The organism is Sphingomonas sp. PP-CE-1A-559 (assembly GCF_004340965.1).
Lineage (GTDB): Bacteria > Pseudomonadota > Alphaproteobacteria > Sphingomonadales > Sphingomonadaceae > Sphingomonas.
Genome location: NZ_SLYA01000003.1, coordinates 494577 through 515643, shown reverse-complemented (window position 1 = coordinate 515643; position 21067 = coordinate 494577). Strand labels below are relative to the sequence as shown.

The window sequence follows — 21067 nt, the reverse complement described above, 5'->3', positions numbered from 1 at the left end:
GCTACGGCCGGCGCATGACAGTTCATCTCCACGAAGGCGACATTCCCGCCGACCTGTTCGCGGCCGGCGCCGCGATCGCCGTCGATACCGAGACGATGGGGCTGATCACGCCCCGCGACCGGTTGTGCCTCGTCCAGCTTTCCGATGGCGGCCCCGACGAGCACCTCGTCCGATTCGCCGCAGGTGCCGGCTACGACGCACCGAACCTGAAGGCCCTGCTGGCCGATCCGGCGCGCGTGAAGCTCTATCATTTCGGCCGGTTCGATATCGCGGCGGTCCAATATTATCTCGGGGTGGTCGCGGCACCGGTATATTGCACCAAGATCGCATCGCGGCTGGTGCGGACCTACACCGATCGTCACGGTCTCAAGGAAATCGTCCGCGAACTGCTCGGCCAGGACATCTCGAAGCAGCAGCAGTCGTCCGACTGGGGCAGCCCCGAACTGTCCGAGGCGCAGAAGGATTACGCGGCGTCGGACGTCCGCTTTCTCCACCGGTTGCGGACCGAACTCGACAAGCGGCTGATTCGCGAAGGCCGGATGGAGCTCGCGCAGGCCTGCTTCAACTTCCTGCCGACTCGTGCCGCGCTCGATATCGCCGGCTGGCCCGAAATCGACATTTTCGCACACGCTTGATGGACGTTCCGCCCCCCTCACCCGTCGCCCGTCGCGTCCGTAGCGCGCGACAGGACTGGGCCGCGCCCGGTGGCAGCCACGATCGGTTCGTGGCGATCGCCCGCGTCGGCCTGCCAACCGCGATCGGCGTGCTGGCGGCGTTCCTGGTGATGGCGCCGCTGACCGCGGGGGGCGACGTGTCGTTCCTGCTCGACAAGAACAAGGTCGACGTCGCGCAGGAGCGGATGAAGACGCAGGTGGCGCGCTATCGCGGCGAGGATACCAAGGGCCAGGCGTTCACGCTCGACGCGGCCTCGGCGATCCAGAAGAGCTCGGCCGAGCCGATCGTCCAGCTCAACCAGCTCGCCGCACAGATCCAGCTGACCGACGGCCCCGCCAACATCAAGGCGAACACTGGTCGCTACGACATGGACACCGAGAAGGTGCAGCTGTTCGGTCCGCTGAACGCCACCGCAGCGGGTGGGTACGACCTGAAGACCACTAACGCGACGATCGACATGAAGGCGCGTACGCTCGAAAGCGGCGGGGCTGCGACCGGCACCGTCCAGCAGGGGACGTTCAGCGCGAACAAGCTGCGCGCGAACCTGGAAGAGCGGACCGTGACGCTCGATGGCAATGCGCGCTTGCGGATCATCCCCAGAGGGCCGAAATAGCCGCCATGCGCGCCACTCACATCTTTGCAGCCCTGTCCGCCGTTCTGCTCTCCACGACCGCGGTCGCGCAGCAGGCGCACAATTCCAACGCCCCGATCGATTTCGGCGCGGATCATATCGAATTGCAGGACAAGGCGAACCGCGCGATCCTGTCGGGCAACGTCGCCGTCAAGCAGGCCGAGATGACGCTGAACTCGGCGCGGATGACGGTGGCGTACACCGGCCAGGTGATCGGCGGAAACCCGCAGGTGTCGCGCCTAGACGCGTCGGGCGGGGTGGTCGTCAAGCGTCCGGACCAGACGGCGCGAAGCCAGTATGCGATCTACGATCTCAACCGGCGCGTCATCACGATGCTCGGTGCGGTCACGCTGACACAGGCGGGCAACACGGTGAACGGTGGCCGCCTGACGATGAACCTCGACACCGGGCGTTCGGTGATCGACGGGTCGTCGGTCGCAGGCGGCAGCGCTGGCGGATCGGCAGCGAGTGGAGGCACCGTCACGCAGACCGGCGGCCGCGTGACCGGTACGTTCTCGGTCCCCAAGCGCAACTGAGCGGGTGAGCATGTCGCGAGGGCTTCCTTCGAACGGCGCGCTCCTGCATGTTTCCTGCCAATCGTCTGCCGAGCGTTCGGCGGCACCATTCATGCCGAGTGTTCGGCGACTGATTATTGCGAGGGCCTGATCCCATGGACGCCACCACGCTGCCCCCGATCGAGGACGTCGCCCCGATTTCCGAGCCTCCGGTGAACAACGGGCTGCAGGTCGTCTCGATCGCGAAGTCCTACGACAAGCGCGTCGTGCTGACCGACGTGTCGGTGTCGGTCGGTCGCGGTGAAGTCGTCGGGCTGCTCGGGCCCAACGGCGCGGGCAAGACGACGTGCTTCTACTCGGTGATGGGCCTCGTGAAGCCGGATTCGGGCCGCATCATGCTCGACGGCGAGGACATCACGAAGCTGCCGATGTACCGGCGCGCGATCCTGGGCCTGGGCTATCTGCCGCAGGAGACGTCGATCTTTCGCGGGCTGACGATCGAGAAGAACATCCTGACCGTGCTGGAGCTGTCCGAGCCGGACAAGGCGGCGCGGCAACGCAAACTCGATACGCTGCTCGAGGAATTCGGGCTGACCCGCCTCCGCGCGGCACCGGCGATGGCGCTGTCGGGTGGCGAGCGGCGACGGGCGGAAATCGCTCGCGCGCTGGCCGCGGACCCGTCGATCATGCTGCTCGACGAGCCGTTCGCGGGCATCGATCCGATCTCGATCGCCGACATCCGCGACCTGGTGAAAGACCTCAAGCGCCGCGATATTGGCGTGCTGATCACCGATCACAACGTCCGCGAGACGCTCGAGATCGTCGACCGCGCCTACATCATCTATGACGGCCGGGTGTTGTTCTCCGGCTCGCCCGAGGAACTGGTCGCCGATGCGAACGTGCGCCGCCTGTATCTCGGCGAAGGCTTCTCGCTTTAAGCCGATGGATACGCCCCTTTCTCCGTTCGCCCTGAGCGAAGTCGAAGGGCTGCCGCGCGAGCCGGTGCTTCGACTTCGCTCAGCACGAACGGACGGGGTGGCATGAGCCTCGCCCCTCGCCTGGACATCCGCCAGTCGCAGTCGCTGGTGATGACCCCGCAGCTCCAGCAGGCCATCAAGCTGCTGGCGCTGTCGAACCTGGAGATCGAGGGGTTCATCGCCGAGGAAGTCGAGCGCAATCCCCTCCTCGAAGCCAGCGCCGCCGAGGATAGCGACGCACCCGACCGCGAGCCCGTCCCCGAAGTCCGCGACGAACGCGTCGCCGCCGACGAACTCGTCGCGGGCACTGGCGCAGGCGACGAACCGACGCTCGACGTCGACTACGCCACCGAAAGCCACCAGCAGGACAGCGTCGCAGATGGCGGCAGCGGGATGGATGGCGCGCTGTCGATGACCGGCGCGAGCGCGGGGGGAGCGGGCGGTGAAGACGGCCCCGATCTCGACGCGTTCGCGGATACCAGCCTCAGCCTCGCGGATCACCTGCTCGCCCAAGCCGGCCCAGCAATCCCCCGTGAAGACGCGTTCATCGCCGCGCATCTGATCGACCAGATCGACGAGGCGGGATACCTGACCGTGTCGCTGCTCGACATCGCCAACCGGCTCGGCGTGCCGCTGGTCCGCGTCGAGCGCGTGCTGGCGACGATCCAGACGTTCGACCCGACCGGCGTCGGTGCGCGCGATCTATCAGAATGCCTCGCATTGCAGGCGCGCGAGGCGGACCGTTACGACCCTTGCATGGCGCGGTTGATCGACAACCTCGACCTGCTCGCGCGTGGTGAACTGACGCGGTTGAAGCGGATGTGCGATGTCGACGACGAGGACATGGCGGACATGATCCGCGAATTGCGCGGTTATGATCCGAAGCCGGGGTGCCGCTATGGCGGCGAGCCGGCGCAGTCGGTGACGCCGGACCTGTTCGTGGCGCGGACCAAGGCCGGCTGGGCGATCGAGATCAACGCCTCCACGCTGCCCCGCGTGCTGGTCAACCGGAGTTACTATACCGAACTATCGAGCGGGCAGCAGGACAAGGCGTCGAAGGCGTGGCTGTCGGACTGCCTCGCCGGCGCGAACTGGCTGGTGAAGGCGCTCGACCAGCGCCAGCGGACGATCATCAAGGTCGCGACCGAGATCGTGAAGCAGCAGGAAGCGTTCTTCCTGAAGGGCGTCGCGCATCTGCGACCCCTGACGCTGCGCCAGGTCGCGGACGCGATCGAGATGCACGAATCGACCGTCAGCCGGGTCACGAGCAACAAATACGTCTCCTGCGCACGCGGGCTGTACGAGCTGAAATACTTCTTCACGAGCGCGATCCAGTCGGCGGACGGCGGCGAGGCGGTGTCGGCACAAGCGGTGAAGTCGGCGATTCGGGCGCTGATCGATACCGAGGGTGCGAAGATCTTGTCGGATGACACGCTAGTGGAGTTACTTAACGGCAAAGGCTTCGACATCGCGCGCAGGACCGTCGCCAAGTACCGCGAAGCCTTGGGCATCGGAAGCTCCGTACAACGCCGCCGGGCCCGTACATTAGAGGGCGCCGGCTAGACTTGCCTTTCCTTGAGATGGGCCTAGCGTCGGGTTTGTCATCTCGGGGGGGCCCAAAACGATGTACGACCAAGCCATACGCGACGTAGGCGCTATAGACGCTGAGCCAACGATACTTCAGGCGACGGAGCCCGATGGCGCGCCGCGTATCGCGGTTCTCGACATCCTCCGGGGGATCGCGATCCTGGGCATCTTGTTCATGAACATCAACGACATGGGCGGCTCGCTCTGGGCGATGTTCGGCGATTTTCGGAATCTTGGCTGGACCCACGCCGACCAGGTCGCGTGGTGGCTCCGCGAAGTGATCGCGAACGGCACCGCGCGCTGCATGCTCGAACTGCTGTTCGGCGCGGGGATGGTGATCCTCACCGATCGCGCCGCACTCAGCCTCGGCAAGCGAGTCGTGATGAAGCGCTATTATCTCCGCAACGTGCTGCTGCTCGGGTTCGGCGTCGTCCACCTCTTCATCCTGTTGTGGCCCGGCGACATCCTCCACAGCTATGCGATCGCCGCGTTGGCCGCGTTCCTGTTCCGGCGCATGCGCCCGCGCTGGCTGATCACGATCGGTCTGGTCGCCGCCGTCGCGCAATTCGGTGGCGCAGGATATTTCGCCTATTACCAGCCGCTCCAGGAGCGATCGCAGGTCGCTGCGGTCAACAAGGCGCTTGCGGCAGGTCGCCCCGTAACCGCGGACGATCGAAAACTGCTCGCCAAGGCCGCAACCGACGACGCCAAGCGCGCGAAGAGCAAGACCGAAAGCCATGCGAGGATCGTCGCGGAGGACAAGGCGCGGACCGACAGCTTTGCGACATGGGCGGCAATGCAGTGGAGCGTCACGGTCACGCTCCAGTCGCAGGGGTTCGAGCTGATCATCTTCTGGGAAGCCGTCAGCGTCATGCTGATCGGGGCCGCACTCTACAAGCTCGGCATCCTGCAAGGCTTGCGATCGCGCAGCTTCTACCTGCGCATGACGCTGATCGCCTATGCCGTCGCCATCCCGCTGCGGATCGTCGGCGCGATCGAACAGACGCGGTTCGACGATGCGCCGAAGACGATGTGGGCAACCGTTGAAGTCGCGCGCGAGGCGATGACGCTCGGCCATGTCGGTGCAGTATGCCTGCTGCTCGGCACGGGTTTTGGTGCCAGGCTGTTGCGGCCGTTCATCGCGGCCGGGCGGACCGCGCTGTCGATCTATATTCTCCAGACGATCGTGTGCCTGTGGATCCTGTTCCCGCCGTTCGGCCTTGCCCTGTACGGCACGCTCGGCTGGGCCGGGCTCATGGCGACCGCGCTGGCGATCAACATCGCGTTGCTGCTGCTCGCCAACGCCTATGTGCGGCGGTTCGATATCGCCCCGGTGGAGTGGGCGTGGCGCTCGCTGGTGGAGGGACGCGCGCTGCCGTGGCGCAAGGCGACGTTGCCGCCTTTCTCCGGAGAATTGCGTCCGGCGTGAGGCAGGAGGGCTCAGTCGTCCTCGTCCTCGAACCCCACCAGCGCGAGCGCGCGTGCCTTGATCTGGCGGGTCATGCACCAGTGGACCAGCGCGTCCTCGCGGCCGTGCGTGACCCAGACCTCCTTTGGGGCGATCTCGGTCAGCGTGGAGGTGAGTTCGTCCCAGTCGGCATGATCGCTGAGGATCAGCGGGAGTTCGACGTTCTTCTGGCGCGCACGGCCCCGGACACGCATCCAGCCGCTCGCCATCGCGGTGATCGGATCGGGCAGCCGCCGCGACCAGCGATCGTTGAGCGCGCCGGGCGGGCACATCACGACATGCCCCGCCATGTCCGCCTTCTTCGCATCCGCCACGGGGAGCAATTCGCCCAGCCTGACGCCGTGCTCGGCATACAGGTCGCACAGCTTTTGCAGCGCGCCGTGGATGTAGATCGGTGCCTCGTGGCCACGTTCGCGCAATTCGGCGATCACGCGCTGCGCCTTGCCGAGCGCGTAGGCGCCAACGACGACGCAGCGATCGGGGTTGGCGTGGAGGGCCGCGATCAGCTTGTCGATCTCGTCGCCGGTGTCGGGGTGGCGGAACACCGGCAGACCGAACGTGGCTTCGGTGATGAAGACGTCGCATTTGACGGGTTCGAACGGCGTACAGGTCGGGTCTGCGCGGCGTTTGTAATCGCCCGACACGACGATCCGCTCGCCGCGATAATCGAGCACGATCTGCGCGGAGCCGAGGACGTGGCCGGCGGGGACGAAACCAATGTCCACCTCTCCCATCCGGATGGTCTCACCATACGCGACCGGGTGGCCGGCTTGCGGGCCGTAGCGCGCGTCCATGATCGCGAGCGTCTCGGGGGTCGCCCAGACAGCCTCGTGGCCACCGCGGGCATGATCGGCATGGCCGTGCGTGACGAGTGCCTTTGCGGTCGGGATCGAGGGGTCGATCCAGGCGTCGATCGGCTTGACGAGAATGCCGTGCGGATGCGGTTCGAGCCAGTCGCCGAGTTTTGCCATGCCAGTACTACGCGTGAACCGGGTCCTCGGTGCCGGCATTGTCTTGCGCCCAGTGTCCGGTACGGTGCGCCCACTCGCCGGGGGGATGTCGTATGAACGATACGATAGAAGACCCGGTCGACCGACGAAGCGTGCCAGCACGGGTAGGCATCACCGCGCTCAACTTGATCCTGCCCGGCCTTGGACTGGTCCGGATCGGTGATTGGCGCGGCGCGCTGTTTTTCGTGGCGCCGGTCGCGTTAGGTGCGCTCATCACATTCGGGTTCGGGCATCTGCCTATCACCGGTTTCGGTACGGCGGTATCTGCGCTCGTACTGGTCACCGTCTTGCTGGCCGCAATGTACATCGCGCCGATCCTGCTGACATGGCGTCAGAGCCGACACCGGATTCCTTCGCGCTGGTGGTCCCGCTGGTATGCGCTGATGCCGATGACAGTGGTGGTGCTCGGCCTCTTGCAGAGCGTGGCGCCCCTGATGCACCATTTCTACAAGCCGTTCTACGCACCGTCCGACAGCATGGCGCCGACGATCGGCAGCGATGACAAGTTCATCGTCGACATGCGCTGGCGTGGGCCGCCGAAACGCGGCGACGTGATCGTCTTCCAGGCGGAACGCCTGCCGAGCGAGCGCTCCAGCCATCGCATACTCGACACGGATACGTCGCTGTTCGACGACACGCGCGAGGTCACTGTTCCGCCGGGCCATGTCTTCGTGCTCGGCGATAATCGCGATCGCTCCGCCGACAGTCGCGTGCCGGTCGAGCAACAGGGCGTCGGGATGGTGCCGGTCGCGGCGATCATCGGAGAGGCGATGTATATTTACTGGAGCCTCGATCGCGCGAAGATCGGCAACCGCCTCGACCGCTGAATCGGGAAAAGGTGTCGGTAATCTAGCTCTTCGCTCTCTGGAAGCGAGGTTGGGGGCGGGTCTGGTTCCGCTTGGTAGGGTGAGGGTGGCTCGAACGGGCCCACCCACTCCCAGCCCCTCCCTTTCAGGAAGGGGAGAAAAAGGGTCAGCGTCGCCGGCCGACCTTTATCGTTGCGAGGATCGCGTCCATCTTCGCCGCGGCAACCGCCTGGGCGGGTGCAATGCGCGGCGGTGGCGGGGCGGCCTTCGTCGCGTAGGTGATGCGGTCGATCGTGTAGCAGGCGCCGTTGATGACGCTGCGCAGATTGATCGCGCTGACCTGTTGGCTCATGCCCGCATCGCCATTGGCGTAGGCCGTCCAGCGATGGCCGCCGAGCATCCTATCGGGCAGCCGCCGGCCACTTCCCGAGTTCAGCCCCTCTGTGCCGCAGGTCGCCACGACCGCCGTGCTACGGCTGAAACCGACCTGGATCATTTCGGTCACCTGGCCCTGCCCGTCGGTCGGCTTGGCGACCTGCCAGAAGCGGACGATACCGACGCCGCGGCCGACCGGCTTGCCGTCCCACATCTGGCGCCACCCACTGTTCATCAGCGCGCGACCCGCGAAGTTGCGCGTCGGCGTGAGGTTCGAGGCATGCGAGAGCCGGACCATGCCGCCGGCGCCGAGGAACGACTTGGTCTGTGCGATGGCGTTGGCGAAGGGAAGAAGCGCGAGTAACGGCAGCGGCAGAAGGTAGCGAAAAAGCGACACCGACGGATCTTTCCTAACAGAGCTTTGACCGAATTGCCGATCGTTACGCGTGCGGTCCATAGCGGTGCGGCGCGACGCCCCCATATGGCGACGATGCGTGAACAGGCCGTGAGCGACCTCCCCTCCCCCTTGGAAAACTGGTTCGCGACGCGGGGGTGGCGGCCGCGTCGGCATCAACTGGAGATGCTGGCGGAAGGCCGCGCCGGGCATCATGCGCTGCTGGTGGCGGCGACCGGCGCGGGGAAGACACTTGCCGGGTTCCTGCCGACGCTTGCCGAGCTGATCGAGGCGCCAACGACGGGCCTGCATACGCTCTACGTATCGCCGTTGAAGGCGCTTGCGGTCGACGTGCAGCGCAACCTGCTGACTCCGATCGACGAGATGGGCGTCGATATCCGCGTCGAGACGCGCACCGGAGATACGCCCTCCGACCGGAAGGCCCGGCAACGGATCAAGCCGCCGCAGATCCTGCTGACGACACCTGAATCGCTGTCACTCTTGCTGAGCTATCCCGACAGCATCACGATGTTCGAAAACCTCCGTACGATCGTCGTCGACGAGGTCCATGCATTCGCGACCGGTAAGCGCGGCGACCTGCTCTCGCTGTGTATGGCGCGGTTGCAGACGATCTCGCCGGGGATGCGCCGCGTTGCGCTGTCGGCGACGGTCGCGGATGCCGACGGCTATCGCGCGTGGCTCGCGCCCGACGGCGATATCGACCAGGTCGCGATGGTCCGCGGCGAGGCGGGTGCGGAGCCCAACATCGCGATCCTGCTGCCCGAGGGTCGCGTGCCGTGGTCGGGGCATTCGGGCCGCTATGCCGCCGCGCAGGTGATGGCCGAGATCGAAGCGCACGAGACCTCGATCGTGTTCTGCAACACGCGCAGCCTGGCGGAACTGATCTTCCAGGATCTGTGGAAGGTGAATTCGGGCAATCTGCCGATCGGCGTCCATCACGGCAGCCTGGCGAAGGAAGCGCGCCGGAAGGTCGAGAACGCGATGGCAGAGGGCAAACTGCGTGCGCTGGTCGCGACGTCTAGCCTCGATCTCGGGGTCGACTGGGGCAACGTCGATTGCGTGATCCAGATGGGGGCGCCGAAGGGTTCGTCGCGGCTGTTGCAGCGGATCGGCCGCGCCAACCACCGCCTCGATGAATCCTCGCAGGCGATCGTCGTACCGGGCAACCGCTTCGAATATCTGGAGGCGCGTGCGGCGCTCGACGCGGTCGAGGCGGGTGAACTCGATGCGGACATCTTCCGCGTCGGTGCGCTCGACGTGCTGGCGCAGCACGTGATGGCGTGCGCATGCGCGGCCCCGTTCCACGAAGCTGCGTTGCTCGACGAGATTCGCTCGGCGCTGCCGTATTCCGCGCTGCCGACCGAGACGTTCGAACGCGTGCTGCATTTCATCAGCGACGGCGGCTATTCGCTGAAGGCGTATGACCGATTCAAGCGGCTGACCAAGGACGCGGACGGGACGTGGCGCGTCAGCCATCCGAAATTCATCGGCCAGCACCGACTGAACGCGGGAATTATCGTCGAGGCGACGATGCTCAACGTGCGGTTCGGCAATGGCCGCGTGCTGGGACGGGTCGAGGAGGCGTTCGCGGCGCAGTTGAGTCACGGCGATACGTTCTTCTTCGCAGGGCTAAGCCTCGAGGTGATGAAGATCGATCTTGAGGATCTGGTGGTACGCGCGACGTCGAAGCCTGCGCGGATCCCGACCTATGGCGGCAGCCGGATGCCGCTGTCGACCAACCTCGCCGACCGCGTCCGCGGGTTCCTCGCGCATCCCGGTGAGTGGGCGCGCTTCCCCGACGACGTTCGGGAATGGCTCGAGATGCAGGCGTATCGATCGGTGATGCCCGAGCCGGGGCAATTGCTGGTCGAGACGTTCCCGCGCGAGGGGCGGCATTACATGGTCGCGTACAGTTTCGAGGGGTGGAATGCGCACCAGTCGCTTGGCATGCTGATCACGCGGCGGATGGAGACGCAGGGGCTGAAGCCGCTCGGCTTCGTTGCGAACGATTATGCGCTGGCGGTGTACGGGCTGGAGAAGATCGTCGATCCGGCGGCGTTGTTCTCGGCAGATATCCTCGAACACGAGTTCGTCGAATGGGTGCAGCAATCGCATCTGCTCAAGCGCGCGTTCCGCGAGGTGGCGGTGATCGGCGGGCTGGTCGAGCGCCAGCATCCGGGCAAGCGCAAGACCGGCAAGCAGGTGACGTTCTCGACCGACCTGATCTACGACGTGCTGCGCAAGTACGAGCCGACGCATCTGCTGCTGGAGGCGGCGTGGGCGGACGCGCGGGCGCGCATGACCGATGTCGGGCGGCTGGCGTCGCTCCTCGACCGCGCGGCGGCGACGATGGTGCATGTCGATCTGGAGCGGGTGACGCCGCTCGCGGTGCCGGTGCTGACGCTGATCGGGCGCGAAAAGATCTCGACGAACAGCTCGGACGACGCGCTGCTGATCGAGGCGGAAGCGATGATCGCCGACGCGATGCGGCCGGATTGAGGGCGCCTCACCCCGCTGAAACGGCACCACCCCGGCGAAGGCCGGGGCCCAATTGGAAAGGTGGTCGTAACGGAGCACTGCCCTCCATTAGCAACGTCCCCCAATTGGGCCCCGGCCTCCGCCGGGGTGGTACGGTTTATAGCGTCGTCCGTTCCTAACAAGGACCGTTGCGTATCCACCAAATCAGGCGCAGCATTTGCAGCATGCGCAGGTGGCTAGCCCCTCTACTGCTAGTCATCGCCGCCCAAGCCAGCGCTCAGGACGCAGCATCTCGACGCCCCAATGCTGCACCTCCGCCCAGCGCAGCATCCGCAGCAGAACCAGACCCCGCCACGCTCCTGTTCGGTGACGACCAGGCCCGCATGACGGTGCCGGTCACGATCGCCGGCGCAGGACCGTTCGCGTTCGTCGTCGATACTGGCGCCCAGCGGACCGTCATCGCGCGCGAACTCGCCGCAACGCTCGGCCTCGCGCCAGGCCGCATCGTCCGCGTGACGGGCATGACCGGATCGAGCGCTATCGGCACCGTCGTCATCCCCTCGCTGAAGGTGAGCGTGATCGGCAGCGCGGCGATCGAGGCGCCCGCGATCAGTGCGATCAATCTCGGCGCGCCCGGGCTGCTCGGAATCGATGCGTTGCAGGCCCACGCGGTGGGAATCGACTTCGACACCAACACGATGACCGTCACACCCTCACGCAAACGGCAGAGCCGCGAGCGCACGAGCCCAGACGAGATCGTCATCCGGGCGCGCAGCCTGTTCGGGCAGCTCGTCGTCACCGACGCCTATTGCAACGGCATCCGCATCCGCGTGATCCTCGACACCGGTACATCGATCAGCATGGCCAACGGCGCGCTCCGCCGGCGGGTGACACGCAAAGGGCTGGGCAGCGCGGGGGCGTCGCAACCCGTGTCGCTGACCGGGGTCACCGGCGAGACCGTGGTCGCCGACTATACGACGATCGACCGCGTCACGATCGGCAGCCTGACGCTAGGCGACCTGCCCGTGGCGTTCACCGCAGTCGATGCACCGCCGTTCCGCCTGTTCGGCCTCGCCGAGCGGCCCGCGATGTTGCTCGGGATGGACGTGCTGCAACTGTTCCGCCGCGTCGACATCGATTTTGCCAACCGCGAGGTACGGCTCACCTTGCCACGCGAGACGCGCCGTCGTGGCGAGCTGCGCCGCTGAGGTTGCGTCCGCGTGCGTTCGCTGCAACTCTCCCGCCTGAAACGAAAAAGGGGACGACAATGCGCGCGACTGGCTGGCTACTCACGGCGGCGATACTGACCACGCCGATCGCGGCACAGGCGCAGTCGCGGCCCGACCAGAAGGCGTTCCTCGGGCTCTACAAGGAGCTGGTCGAGACCAACACGACGCTGTCCGCCGGCAGCTGCACGCAGGCCGCGGCGCAGATCGGTGCGCGTCTTAAGACGGCGGGCTATGCGGACGCCGACATCACGTATTTCTCGGTGCCCGAGCACCCGAAGGACGGCGGGCTCGTCGCGGTGCTGAAGGGCTCCGACGCGTCGATCAAGCCGATGCTGCTGCTCGCACATCTCGACGTGGTCGAGGCCAAGCGCGAGGATTGGGTGCGCGATCCGTTCAAGCTGATCGAGGAAGGCGGCTATTATTACGCGCGCGGCACCGTCGACGACAAGGCGCAGGCGGCGATCTGGTCCGACGCGATGATCCGCTTCAAGACCGGCGGCTACAAGCCGAAGCGGACGATCAAGCTGGCGCTCACCTGCGGCGAGGAGACGACATTCGCGTGGAACGGCGCGCAGTATCTGGCGAAGTCGAAGCCCGACCTGATCGCAGCGGAGTTCGCGCTGAACGAGGGCGGCGGCGGGCGGCTCGACGATAACGGCAAGCGCCAGTTGCTCGCAATCCAGGTCGGCGAGAAGGCGGCGCAGAACTACACGCTTCTTGCCACCAACCCGGGTGGGCACAGCTCGCAGCCGATACCCGAGAATGCGATCTACGAGCTCGCCGATGCGGTGAAGGCGGTGCAGGGCTACGAGTTTCCGGTGAAGTTCACGGACACGACCAAGGCGTTCTTCGCGGCGAGTGCCAAGGCGATGCCGGGCGAGATGGGGGATGCGATCACGAAGCTGCTCGCGAACCCCGCGGACAAGGCGGCGGATGCGATCGTCAGCCGCGACAAGGCGATGCATTCGACGCTGCGGACGACGTGCGTGGCGACGTTGCTGAACGCAGGTCACGCGGAGAACGCGTTGCCGCAGCGCGCGACGGCGAACATCAACTGCCGGATCTTTCCGGGTGAGACGGTGGAAAGCACGCTCGTCAAGTTGAAGGAACTGGCGGGGGCGAAGGTGACTGTGACGGCGAACCAGCCGGTGCGGCCGACTGCGATCCCGCCGACGCTCGATCCGAAGATCATGGGGCCGGTGACGAAGGTCGCTGCGAAGCACTTTCCGGGGCTGCCGATCCTGCCGTTGATGTCGACGGGGGCGACGGACGGGATCTTCTTCGAGGCGATCGGGATCCCGGTTTATGGGGCTCCGGGGGTGTTTATCGACAAAGACATGGGGGGGATTCATGGCCTCAACGAGCGCATCCGGGTGGCTTCGCTGTATGATGGCCGGGATTATCTGTTCGATCTGGTGAAGGCGTTTGCTGGGTGAGTGCCACGTCCCTCGCCCCTTCGGGGAGAGGGAAGGAGGAGCCGAAGGCGACGGAAGGGAGAGGGGCTTGGGGCTCGAGACCGAGCGTCCCAACGCCCCTCTCCCTTCCCACGGCAAGCGCCGCGGCCCCCTTCCCTCTCCCCGTAGGGGCGAGGGAGTTTAGACGTCCGGGTTATATGTTCGATCTGGTAGAGGCGTTCGCTGGGTAACGAGGCCTTCCCTCGCCCCTTCGGGGAGAGGGAGGGAGGAGCCTTAGGCGACGGAAGGGAGAGGGGCTTGGGGCTCGAGACTGTGCGTCCCAACGCCCCTCTCCCTTCCCACGGCAAGTGCCGCGGGCCCCTTCCCTCTCCCCGGAGGGGCGAGGGAGCACGCGTTTCCGACTCGAACCGGTCCGCCCCGCGCTCGGCTTACACCGTGACCTGTTCGCCTAGTTCCAGCACCTTGCCGGGGGGAATCTTCAGGAAGTCCGTCGGGTCGCTGGCGTTCCTTTGCAGGAACAGGAAGATTCGGTCCTGCCAGGGCGGCATGCCCTTTTCCGCGTCGGGCTTCAGCGTATTGCGGCCGATGAAGAACGAGGTGCGCATCGGGTCGAGCCCGAGCTGCTCGGTCTTGTTGCCGACGCCGAGATCGCGCGGGACGTCAGGGGATTCCATGAAGCCATAGGTCAGCACGACGATCGAAAAATTGTCGTCGACGCGTTCGACCTTGGCGCGCTGAGACTCCTCGACGAACGGCCGGTCCGCGGTGCGGATGCTGACGATCAGGTTGCGCTCGTGGAGCACCTTGTTGTGCTTGAGATTGTGCAGCAGCGCACCCGGGGTCGCGTGCGGGTTGCCGGTCAGGAACACCGCGGTGCCCGAGACGCGCTCGGGCGGGCGCTTCTCCAGCGCCGAGGCGAGATCGCTCAGCGGGATGCTCTGGCGCTTTTCGAACGCGCTCACGATCTTCTTGCCGCGCACCCAGGTGAAGATGATCAGCCCGATCGCGGCGGCGATGACGAGCGGTACCCAGCCGCCCTCGATCACGCGGAGAATATTCGCGCCGAAGAAGATCAGGTCGAGCGTCAGGAACGGCAAGATCGCGGCGAGCGCCAGCGGGCGCGACCAGTTCCAGCGGTGCCGGACGACGATGTAGGCGAGCAAGGTCGTGACGACCATCGTGCCGGTCACCGCGATGCCGTACGCGGCCGCCATCGCCGACGACGTCTTGAACTGGATCACCAGCACCAGCACGCCGATCAGCAACAGCCAGTTGATCGCCGGCAGGTAGATCTGGCCGGCGAACACCGCGGAGGTCTGGCGGATGCGCAGGCGCGGGAGCAGACCGAGCTGGATCGCCTGCTGCGTCAGCGAGAATGCACCGGTGATGACCGCCTGGCTGGCGATGACGGTCGCGAAGCCGGCGAGGATGATCAGCGCGGGGCGCAGCGATTCGGGCGCCATCAGGAAGAACCAGTCCTGATTGACGAACGGCACCCCGCGCGCCGCCGCATCCTCAAGCCGCGACAAGGCGAATGCGCCCTGCCCCAGGTAATTGAGCGCGAGCGCCGGGAAGACGAGGAAGAACCAGCCGATGCGGATCGGCAGCTTGCCGAAATGGCCCATGTCGGCGGTCAGCGCTTCAGCGCCGGTGACGGTCAGGAATACCGCGCCGAGCACGAACAGCCCGGTGACGCCGTGCGTGGCGAGGAACGAGATGCCGTAGGTCGGCAGGAACACGCGGACGATCGAGGGCTCGTCGGCGATGTGCCAGATACCGAGCGCGCCGATCGCGACGAACCAGAGGATGCAGACCGGGCCGAACAGCTTCGATACCTGCGCCGTGCCGCGCGACTGGATCAGAAACAGCCCGATCAGGATGGCGATCGTCAGCGCGCGGACGACGCCTTCGTTGAAGATGTGCGCGGCGCTGGGGATCGTCCGCAGGCCTTCCATCGCCGACAGCACCGACAGCGCCGGGGTGATGATCGCATCACCGTAGAACAGCGACGCGCCCGCCGCGCCGAGCACGATCGCGATCCGCGACCGCATCCCGAGCGCACGACGGGCTAGCGCGGCCAGCGCTAGCACGCCGCCCTCGCCCTGGTTGTCGGCGCGCATCAGGAAGATGACGTATTTGACGGTGACGACGAGGAACAGCGACCAGAGCGCGAGGCTGAGCACGCCGAGGATCTCGCTGGGATCGATGCCGCCCGCCGACGTCTGGCCCAGCGCCTCGCGGAACGCGTAGAGCGGGCTGGTGCCGATATCGCCGAACACCACGCCGATCGCGCCGACGGTCAAGGCGGCGAGGGCGGGGTGCGGATGCAGATGCGCCGCCGACAGATCGCCAGGCGTTTCCGGTACAGCGGCAGTTTGGGGTGTTCCGGCGACGGACGTCATGGCGCGAAGAGCGCTCCTCCTGAGGGGACGGCGCGCTTTACGCCGATTGGGGGCATGCGCAAGTCCTGCTGGTTTGGGGCTATGGCGGGTTGATTCACCGGGCGCGCACCGGCATGGCAAGCAGATGGTTCCCTTTTCGTTCGGCGGGCATGCGCTTCTGGCGTTGGCGCAAGGCGCGCTGTTCTGGCCGGCGCGGCGTGCGCTGCTGGTTGCCGACTTGCATTTCGAGAAGGCGAGCTGGTTCGCGAAACGCGGCCAGATGCTGCCGCCGTATGATTCGATCGCGACGCTGGCGGACCTTACCGCGCTGGTCACCGCGACTGGCGCGCGCGAAGTCTGGTGCCTCGGCGACAGCTTCCACGATAGCGACGGGTGCGAGCGGCTGCCGCAGCGCGCGCAGGACATGCTGCGGGCGCTGACCGATGGGACGCGTTGGACGTGGATCACGGGCAATCACGATCCGGCGATCCTCGATCGGTGTGGCGGGGAGGTCGTGGACGAGGTGGTCGTCGACGGGCTGGTGCTGCGCCATGAGGCGGACCGGGCGGAGACGCGGCCGGAACTGTCGGGGCATTTCCATCCGAAGCTTCGGTTGCGCGTGCGGGGGAAATCGGTGGGGCGGCGGTGTTTCGTGGCGACGGCGACGAAGCTGATACTGCCGGCGTTCGGGTCGCTGACTGGCGGGCTGGACGTGGACCATCCGGAGATCGTGCGTGCGGTCGGGGTTGGGGCCGAGGCCATGGTGCCGGTGGCGGACCGGATGCTGCGGTTTCCGGTTGCTGCCTGAGGCCTGTCGCCGGGCAAGTAGATAAACCACCACCCCGGCGGAGGCCGGGGTCTAATTGCGGGCGGTTTATAACGGAGGTTCGTCCGCCGTTACTTCAACCTTTCCAATTGGGCCCCGGCCTTCGCCGGGGTGGTGGCCGTCCTAAGAAGGTCGCCCTCAGCTCGAAATCGTCGGGAACGCCGCGCGGAAGGCGGCAACCTTCGGCTTGTCCCACATGACGACATACGGATGCGTCGGGTTCCGGTCGTAGAAATTCTGGTGATACGCCTCGGCCGGATAGAACGCGCCGGTCTCAAGCTTCGTCACAATCGGCCCCGAGAACGCATGCGTGGCACCGAGTTGCGCGATGTAAGCCCGCGCGACCTGCGCCTGCGCCGGCGACTGGGGGAAGATCGCAGAGCGATAGCTGGTGCCACTGTCCGGGCCCTGCCGGTTCAACGTCGTCGGATCATGCGCGATCGAGAAATACACGCGGAGCAACGTGCCGTAGCTCACCACGCGGGGGTCGTAAGCAATCTTGATCGCTTCGGCATGCCGCGTCGTCTCGGCGGAGACCTGGTCATAGGTCGCGGTTGCCTTGGTACCGCCGGCATAACCGGTCGTGACGGCCTTCACGCCCTTCACATGCTCGAACACCGCTTCCATCGTCCAGAAGCAGCCGCCCGCTAACACCGCAGTCTGGATACCGGGCGCGGCGGGAAGGTCTGTCTTGACGGCGGGGATGACGACGGCGCGGGCGCCTTGCGCGGTGCCGGTGGCAATAAACGCACCGGCGATACCGATGGCGGCGAGCGTGGCGAGAAGCGGCTTTTTCATGCTTTGATACATGGGGTTGCCGCTCGTGTTCGCTAGGCCATCGTCGCTGTTATCAGATGGGCTGTTATCGCGCGGTGGCGGAGACGCTATGCTCGAAATGGCTGGCGAAGGTCTGGCGGGCTTCGGCGGGCTGGAGTGCGAGCAAGCCGATGGCGCCGAGGACGAAACCGCCGCTGAACTGCCAGAAGAAACTCGACTTTACGATGCTGCGCATGATGCGATCCCAATGAAACCCAGTGATGGCGCCGACCGGATAGGTCAGCGTCAGTTACGGACCGGCATGTCGTAGAGATGCCGGCCAACCACAATGTCGTTTTTAGAAACTCTCGATTAACGCGCCGTGGCCGATGCGTTCATCGTGCAGCAGGCATCGCCCGGCAGGGTTGCCGGAAGATGTCGCCGCGTGTCTCGATTGTTGCCGACGTTATTTCAGCGCGGCGCAGGCCGTCTGGATGCGCGTGCACGCCTCGCGGAGTAGCGCGTCCGAGGTGGCGTAGCTGATCCGGAACGCCGGCGAGAGGCCGAACGCGGCGCCCTGGACAACGGCCACCTTGGCGTCGTCGAGCAGATAGCCGACCATCGCCTCGTCAGTGTCGATCAGGCGGCCGTTCGGTGTCGTCTTGCCGATCAGTTCCGCGAACGACGGGTAGACATAAAACGCGCCTTCCGGCGTCGGGCAGTGCATGCCGTCGATCTCGTTGAGCATCGACACGACCAGGTCGCGACGGCCCTGGAACGCGGTGTTGCGCTCGGCGAGGAACGACTGGTCGCCGTTCAGGGCGGCGACAGCGGCGGCTTGGGCGATCGAGCACGGGTTCGAGGTCGATTGCGACTGGAGCTTGGCCATCGCCTTGATCAGCCACGATGCGCCGGCGCCGTAACCGATCCGCCAGCCGGTCATCGCATACGCCTTCGAGCAGCCATTGACGGTCAGCGTGCGGTCGAACAGCTCTGGGCACGCCTCGGCGATGGTCGCGAACTTGAAGCCGTCATAGACGATGTGCTCGTACATATCGTCGGCGAAGATCCACACATGTGGGTGCCGCGCCAGCACCGCGCCGAGCGCCTTCAGCTCGTCGATCGTGTAGCCCGCCCCCGTCGGGTTCGACGGCGAGTTGAGGATCACCCACTTGGTCTTCGGCGTGATCGCAGCATCGAGCGCCGCGGGGTCGAGCTTGTAGCCGACCTCTGGCCCTGCCTTCACGATCACCGGCACGCCACCGGCGAACTGCACGACGTCGGGATAGCTGACCCAGTACGGCGCGGGGATGACGACCTCGTCGCCCGGATCGATCGTCGCGACCATCGCATTGAACAGGGTGTGCTTGCCGCCGACGTTCACGCTGATCTGGTCGGTGGTGTAGGTGAGGTTGTTGTCGCGCGCGAACTTCGCGACGATCGCCTGCTTCAGCTCGATCGTGCCGTCGACGTTGGTGTACTTGGTCTTGCCGTCACGGATCGCCTGGATCGCGGCCTCTTTCACGAAGTCCGGCGTGTCGAAATCTGGTTCACCCGCACCGAGGCCGATCACATCGACGCCTGCGCGCTTCAGTTCGAGAACGCGCGAGGTGATCGCGAGCGTCGGCGAGGGGCTGATGCGGCCGAGCGCGGCGGATGCGTGCATGGTGTAACCTTTGCGGTTGTCCGCGAGCGTCGCCGCGGAATTCGCGGGCGCTATACGCGCCGATCGGTCGAATTCGCAACCGTAACGATGGCGGGAATGAGCCCGCGGACTGCATTTCCGATGAAGAACCCGGCGGTCAGGTCGGCTCGGGTCAGCGGCGCCTCAGTTGCGCGGCCCGATTCGAGCAGGTCGGCGCGGAGAATGCCTGGGAGCAAGCCATGCCGTAGCGGCGGCGTTACGAGCGCATCTCCACGCTGCACGAACAGCGACGTGAAGCTGCCTTCGGTCAGGAAGCCTTCCGCGTCCTCGAACACGACCTCGAACGTCCCCGCGGCTTTCCGCGCGTCGTCGTAGAAGGCGCGGGCGCTTGTCTTGTGGCGGAGCCGGAAGTCGGTCGCGGCCACCGGCAGCGGAACTATCGCGACGGTCGCTTGCGCAGGCGAGTGCGGGAGCGGTGCCGCCTCGATCGCGATCGCGCCGGATGGGCCTAGCAGCAGGCGGATACGGCGGGGTCCGCGCAACCGGAAGGTGGCAGCCTGGAGTTCGTTGCGCGCGGTGTGGCGGTCGAAGGTGAAGCCCAAGGCCTCTGCGCTCGCCTTCATCCGCGCGAGATGCGCTTCGAGGCGGGGCAGGCCGTCGTCGGGATCGAACGCCATCGTCTCGATCAGGTCGAAGCGGCGCTGGCCGGCGGTGACGAACGCGCCCTTGGCATGGCATTCGTCCCACTCCGCGTCGGCTGCGCTGTCGGCGACGATTCCCGAGCCGAGACTCATCGTCGTCGCGCCGTCCTGGATCGCCAACGTACGGATCGCGACGTTGAAGATCGCGTCTCCGTTCGGATCGAACCGCCCGATCGAACCGGTATAGATGCCGCGCGTGCGGGCGTGCTCGACCTCGGCGATGATCTCCATCGCGCGCTGTTTCGGGGCGCCGGTGATCGAGCCGCACGGGAATAGCGCGGTTAGGACGTCCACCGCGTCGCACTCGGGTTTCAGCGTTGCAGTGACGGTCGAGGTCATCTGGTGGACGGTCGGATAGGTCTCGACGGTGAACAGATCGGGGACCGCGACCTGGGTGGCGACGCGCGACAGGTCGTTGCGCATCAGATCGACGATCATGAGGTTCTCGGCGCGCTGCTTGGGGTCGGCGGCGAGTGTTTCGGCGAGCGCACGATCGGCATCGGGCGTGTCGCCTCGCGGCGCGGTGCCCTTCATCGGGCGGCAGGTGAGCGTGCCGCCGTCGAGCGCGAAGAAGAGTTCGGGGGAGAGCGACAGGAAGCGTGTCTCGCCGGTGTCGATCAGCGCGCCGTAGCCTGCGCCTGCCTGACTCCGCAGCCGGGCGTAGAGCGCGAGCGGGTCGCCGACGAACGGGACGGTGGCGGCGAAGGTGAGGTTGGCCTGGTAGATGTCGCCGGCCGCGATCAGGTCGAGCACGCGCGTCAGGCTGGCGTCGTAGGTGTCGCGGTCGATCAGCGGCTCGGGCGCACCGGTCCACGCGCCGGCTGGGTCGGGGAGCAAGGCGGCGACGTCTTCGGGCGCTATCGTCTGGTAGTCGGCGAACAGGCCGAACCAGAGCAGCGGGCCTTCGGTGCGGACGTCGACGGGCTTCGATGCAAGCGCAACGCCGGCTTCGTAGGTCAGGTATCCGGCGGCGTGCAGGCCCTCCGCGCGGGCGTTTCGTAACGCATCGAGCGCAGGGCGGACCTCGGCGAGCGTATCGGCGCGGACGATCCGGACCGGGTCGCGGTACAATTGTGCAGGCGCCCCCCCCTCGCGGGCGTCATCGAGCAAAACGAAGGGCGCGGTCCACATCGTAGCGACTGTTGCACGGAGCGCGAGGCAAACCGCAAGCGGCGAT

The 21067-nt window shown here is 66.2% G+C and carries 18 protein-coding genes; 11 read left to right on the top strand and 7 right to left on the bottom strand.

The window, feature by feature from the left end; all coding sequences use genetic code 11:
- The first annotated feature begins 14 nt into the window (after positions 1 to 14).
- The 6 genes from C8J42_RS12690 (at position 15) to C8J42_RS12665 (ending at position 5814) form a co-directional block, all read left to right on the top strand.
- Entirely contained in the window at positions 15 to 635 is a 621-nt protein-coding gene (locus C8J42_RS12690; RefSeq protein ID WP_133020303.1) for a ribonuclease D, read from the top strand.
- Positions 635 to 1288, top strand: coding sequence for an LPS export ABC transporter periplasmic protein LptC (gene lptC, locus C8J42_RS12685; protein WP_056063592.1), 654 nt, complete (start codon positions 635 to 637; stop codon positions 1286 to 1288). Before C8J42_RS12690 ends, lptC begins: the two co-directional genes overlap by 1 nt.
- 5 nt (positions 1289 to 1293) lie before the next feature.
- Positions 1294 to 1842: an LptA/OstA family protein gene (locus C8J42_RS12680; protein ID WP_133020302.1), complete on the top strand. Its 549-nt coding sequence runs from the start codon at positions 1294 to 1296 to the stop codon at positions 1840 to 1842.
- Between the two features lie 134 nt (positions 1843 to 1976).
- Entirely contained in the window at positions 1977 to 2759 is a 783-nt protein-coding gene (gene lptB, locus C8J42_RS12675) for an LPS export ABC transporter ATP-binding protein (RefSeq protein ID WP_056063598.1), read from the top strand.
- 102 nt (positions 2760 to 2861) lie between these two features.
- Positions 2862 to 4361, top strand: a complete 1500-nt coding sequence (rpoN, locus tag C8J42_RS12670) for an RNA polymerase factor sigma-54 (protein WP_133020301.1) — start codon at positions 2862 to 2864, stop codon at positions 4359 to 4361.
- A 61-nt stretch (positions 4362 to 4422) separates the two neighbouring features.
- Positions 4423 to 5814, top strand: a complete 1392-nt coding sequence (locus C8J42_RS12665) for a DUF418 domain-containing protein (RefSeq protein WP_133020300.1) — start codon at positions 4423 to 4425, stop codon at positions 5812 to 5814.
- An 11-nt stretch (positions 5815 to 5825) separates the two neighbouring features.
- Here the strand turns inward: C8J42_RS12665 and C8J42_RS12660 are convergent, their stop codons facing one another.
- Positions 5826 to 6824 (bottom strand): ligase-associated DNA damage response exonuclease, encoded by a 999-nt coding sequence (locus tag C8J42_RS12660; protein WP_133020299.1) that lies wholly within the window; start codon positions 6822 to 6824, stop codon positions 5826 to 5828.
- 92 nt (positions 6825 to 6916) lie between these two features.
- Between C8J42_RS12660 and lepB the strand changes: the two genes are divergently transcribed.
- Positions 6917 to 7690, top strand: a complete 774-nt coding sequence (lepB, locus tag C8J42_RS20345; protein ID WP_207897118.1) for a signal peptidase I — start codon at positions 6917 to 6919, stop codon at positions 7688 to 7690.
- A 145-nt stretch (positions 7691 to 7835) separates the two neighbouring features.
- On the opposite strand, the gene C8J42_RS12650 is transcribed toward lepB, so the two are convergent.
- Entirely contained in the window at positions 7836 to 8441 is a 606-nt protein-coding gene (locus C8J42_RS12650; RefSeq protein ID WP_133020298.1) for a hypothetical protein, read from the bottom strand.
- Between the two features lie 93 nt (positions 8442 to 8534).
- Between C8J42_RS12650 and C8J42_RS12645 the strand changes: the two genes are divergently transcribed.
- The 3 genes from C8J42_RS12645 (at position 8535) to C8J42_RS12635 (ending at position 13602) form a co-directional block, all read left to right on the top strand.
- Complete coding sequence (locus C8J42_RS12645) at positions 8535 to 10958, top strand: ligase-associated DNA damage response DEXH box helicase (protein ID WP_133020297.1); 2424 nt, start codon at positions 8535 to 8537, stop codon at positions 10956 to 10958.
- Between the two features lie 203 nt (positions 10959 to 11161).
- Positions 11162 to 12145 carry a retroviral-like aspartic protease family protein gene (locus tag C8J42_RS12640; RefSeq protein WP_133020296.1) on the top strand — a complete coding sequence of 328 codons (984 nt, stop codon included), beginning with the start codon at positions 11162 to 11164 and terminating at the stop codon, positions 12143 to 12145.
- A 59-nt stretch (positions 12146 to 12204) separates the two neighbouring features.
- The gene (locus C8J42_RS12635) at positions 12205 to 13602 is read left to right on the top strand and encodes a M20/M25/M40 family metallo-hydrolase (RefSeq protein WP_133020295.1); all 1398 of its coding nucleotides are present in this window, start codon (positions 12205 to 12207) and stop codon (positions 13600 to 13602) included.
- A 407-nt stretch (positions 13603 to 14009) separates the two neighbouring features.
- Here the strand turns inward: C8J42_RS12635 and C8J42_RS12630 are convergent, their stop codons facing one another.
- Entirely contained in the window at positions 14010 to 15983 is a 1974-nt protein-coding gene (locus C8J42_RS12630) for a potassium transporter Kup (RefSeq protein ID WP_133020294.1), read from the bottom strand.
- 124 nt (positions 15984 to 16107) lie between these two features.
- On the opposite strand from C8J42_RS12630, the gene pdeM reads away from it, so the two are divergent.
- Positions 16108 to 16770 (top strand): ligase-associated DNA damage response endonuclease PdeM, encoded by a 663-nt coding sequence (gene pdeM / locus C8J42_RS12625; protein WP_133020293.1) that lies wholly within the window; start codon positions 16108 to 16110, stop codon positions 16768 to 16770.
- A gap of 156 nt (positions 16771 to 16926) precedes the next feature.
- Here pdeM and msrA read toward each other — a convergent pair whose 3' ends face one another.
- The 4 genes from msrA to pabB all read right to left on the bottom strand — a co-directional run bounded on the left by msrA (position 16927) and on the right by pabB (position 21021).
- The gene (msrA, locus tag C8J42_RS12620) at positions 16927 to 17586 is read right to left on the bottom strand and encodes a peptide-methionine (S)-S-oxide reductase MsrA (protein WP_120300928.1); all 660 of its coding nucleotides are present in this window, start codon (positions 17584 to 17586) and stop codon (positions 16927 to 16929) included.
- A 64-nt stretch (positions 17587 to 17650) separates the two neighbouring features.
- Positions 17651 to 17800 carry a hypothetical protein gene (locus tag C8J42_RS20130; protein WP_165895481.1) on the bottom strand — a complete coding sequence of 50 codons (150 nt, stop codon included), beginning with the start codon at positions 17798 to 17800 and terminating at the stop codon, positions 17651 to 17653.
- A gap of 210 nt (positions 17801 to 18010) precedes the next feature.
- Positions 18011 to 19210, bottom strand: coding sequence for a pyridoxal phosphate-dependent aminotransferase (locus tag C8J42_RS12615; RefSeq protein WP_120300929.1), 1200 nt, complete (start codon positions 19208 to 19210; stop codon positions 18011 to 18013).
- Positions 19211 to 19260: 50 nt separating this feature from the next.
- Positions 19261 to 21021: an aminodeoxychorismate synthase component I gene (pabB, locus tag C8J42_RS12610; RefSeq protein WP_133020292.1), complete on the bottom strand. Its 1761-nt coding sequence runs from the start codon at positions 21019 to 21021 to the stop codon at positions 19261 to 19263.
- Positions 21022 to 21067 lie beyond the last annotated feature (46 nt).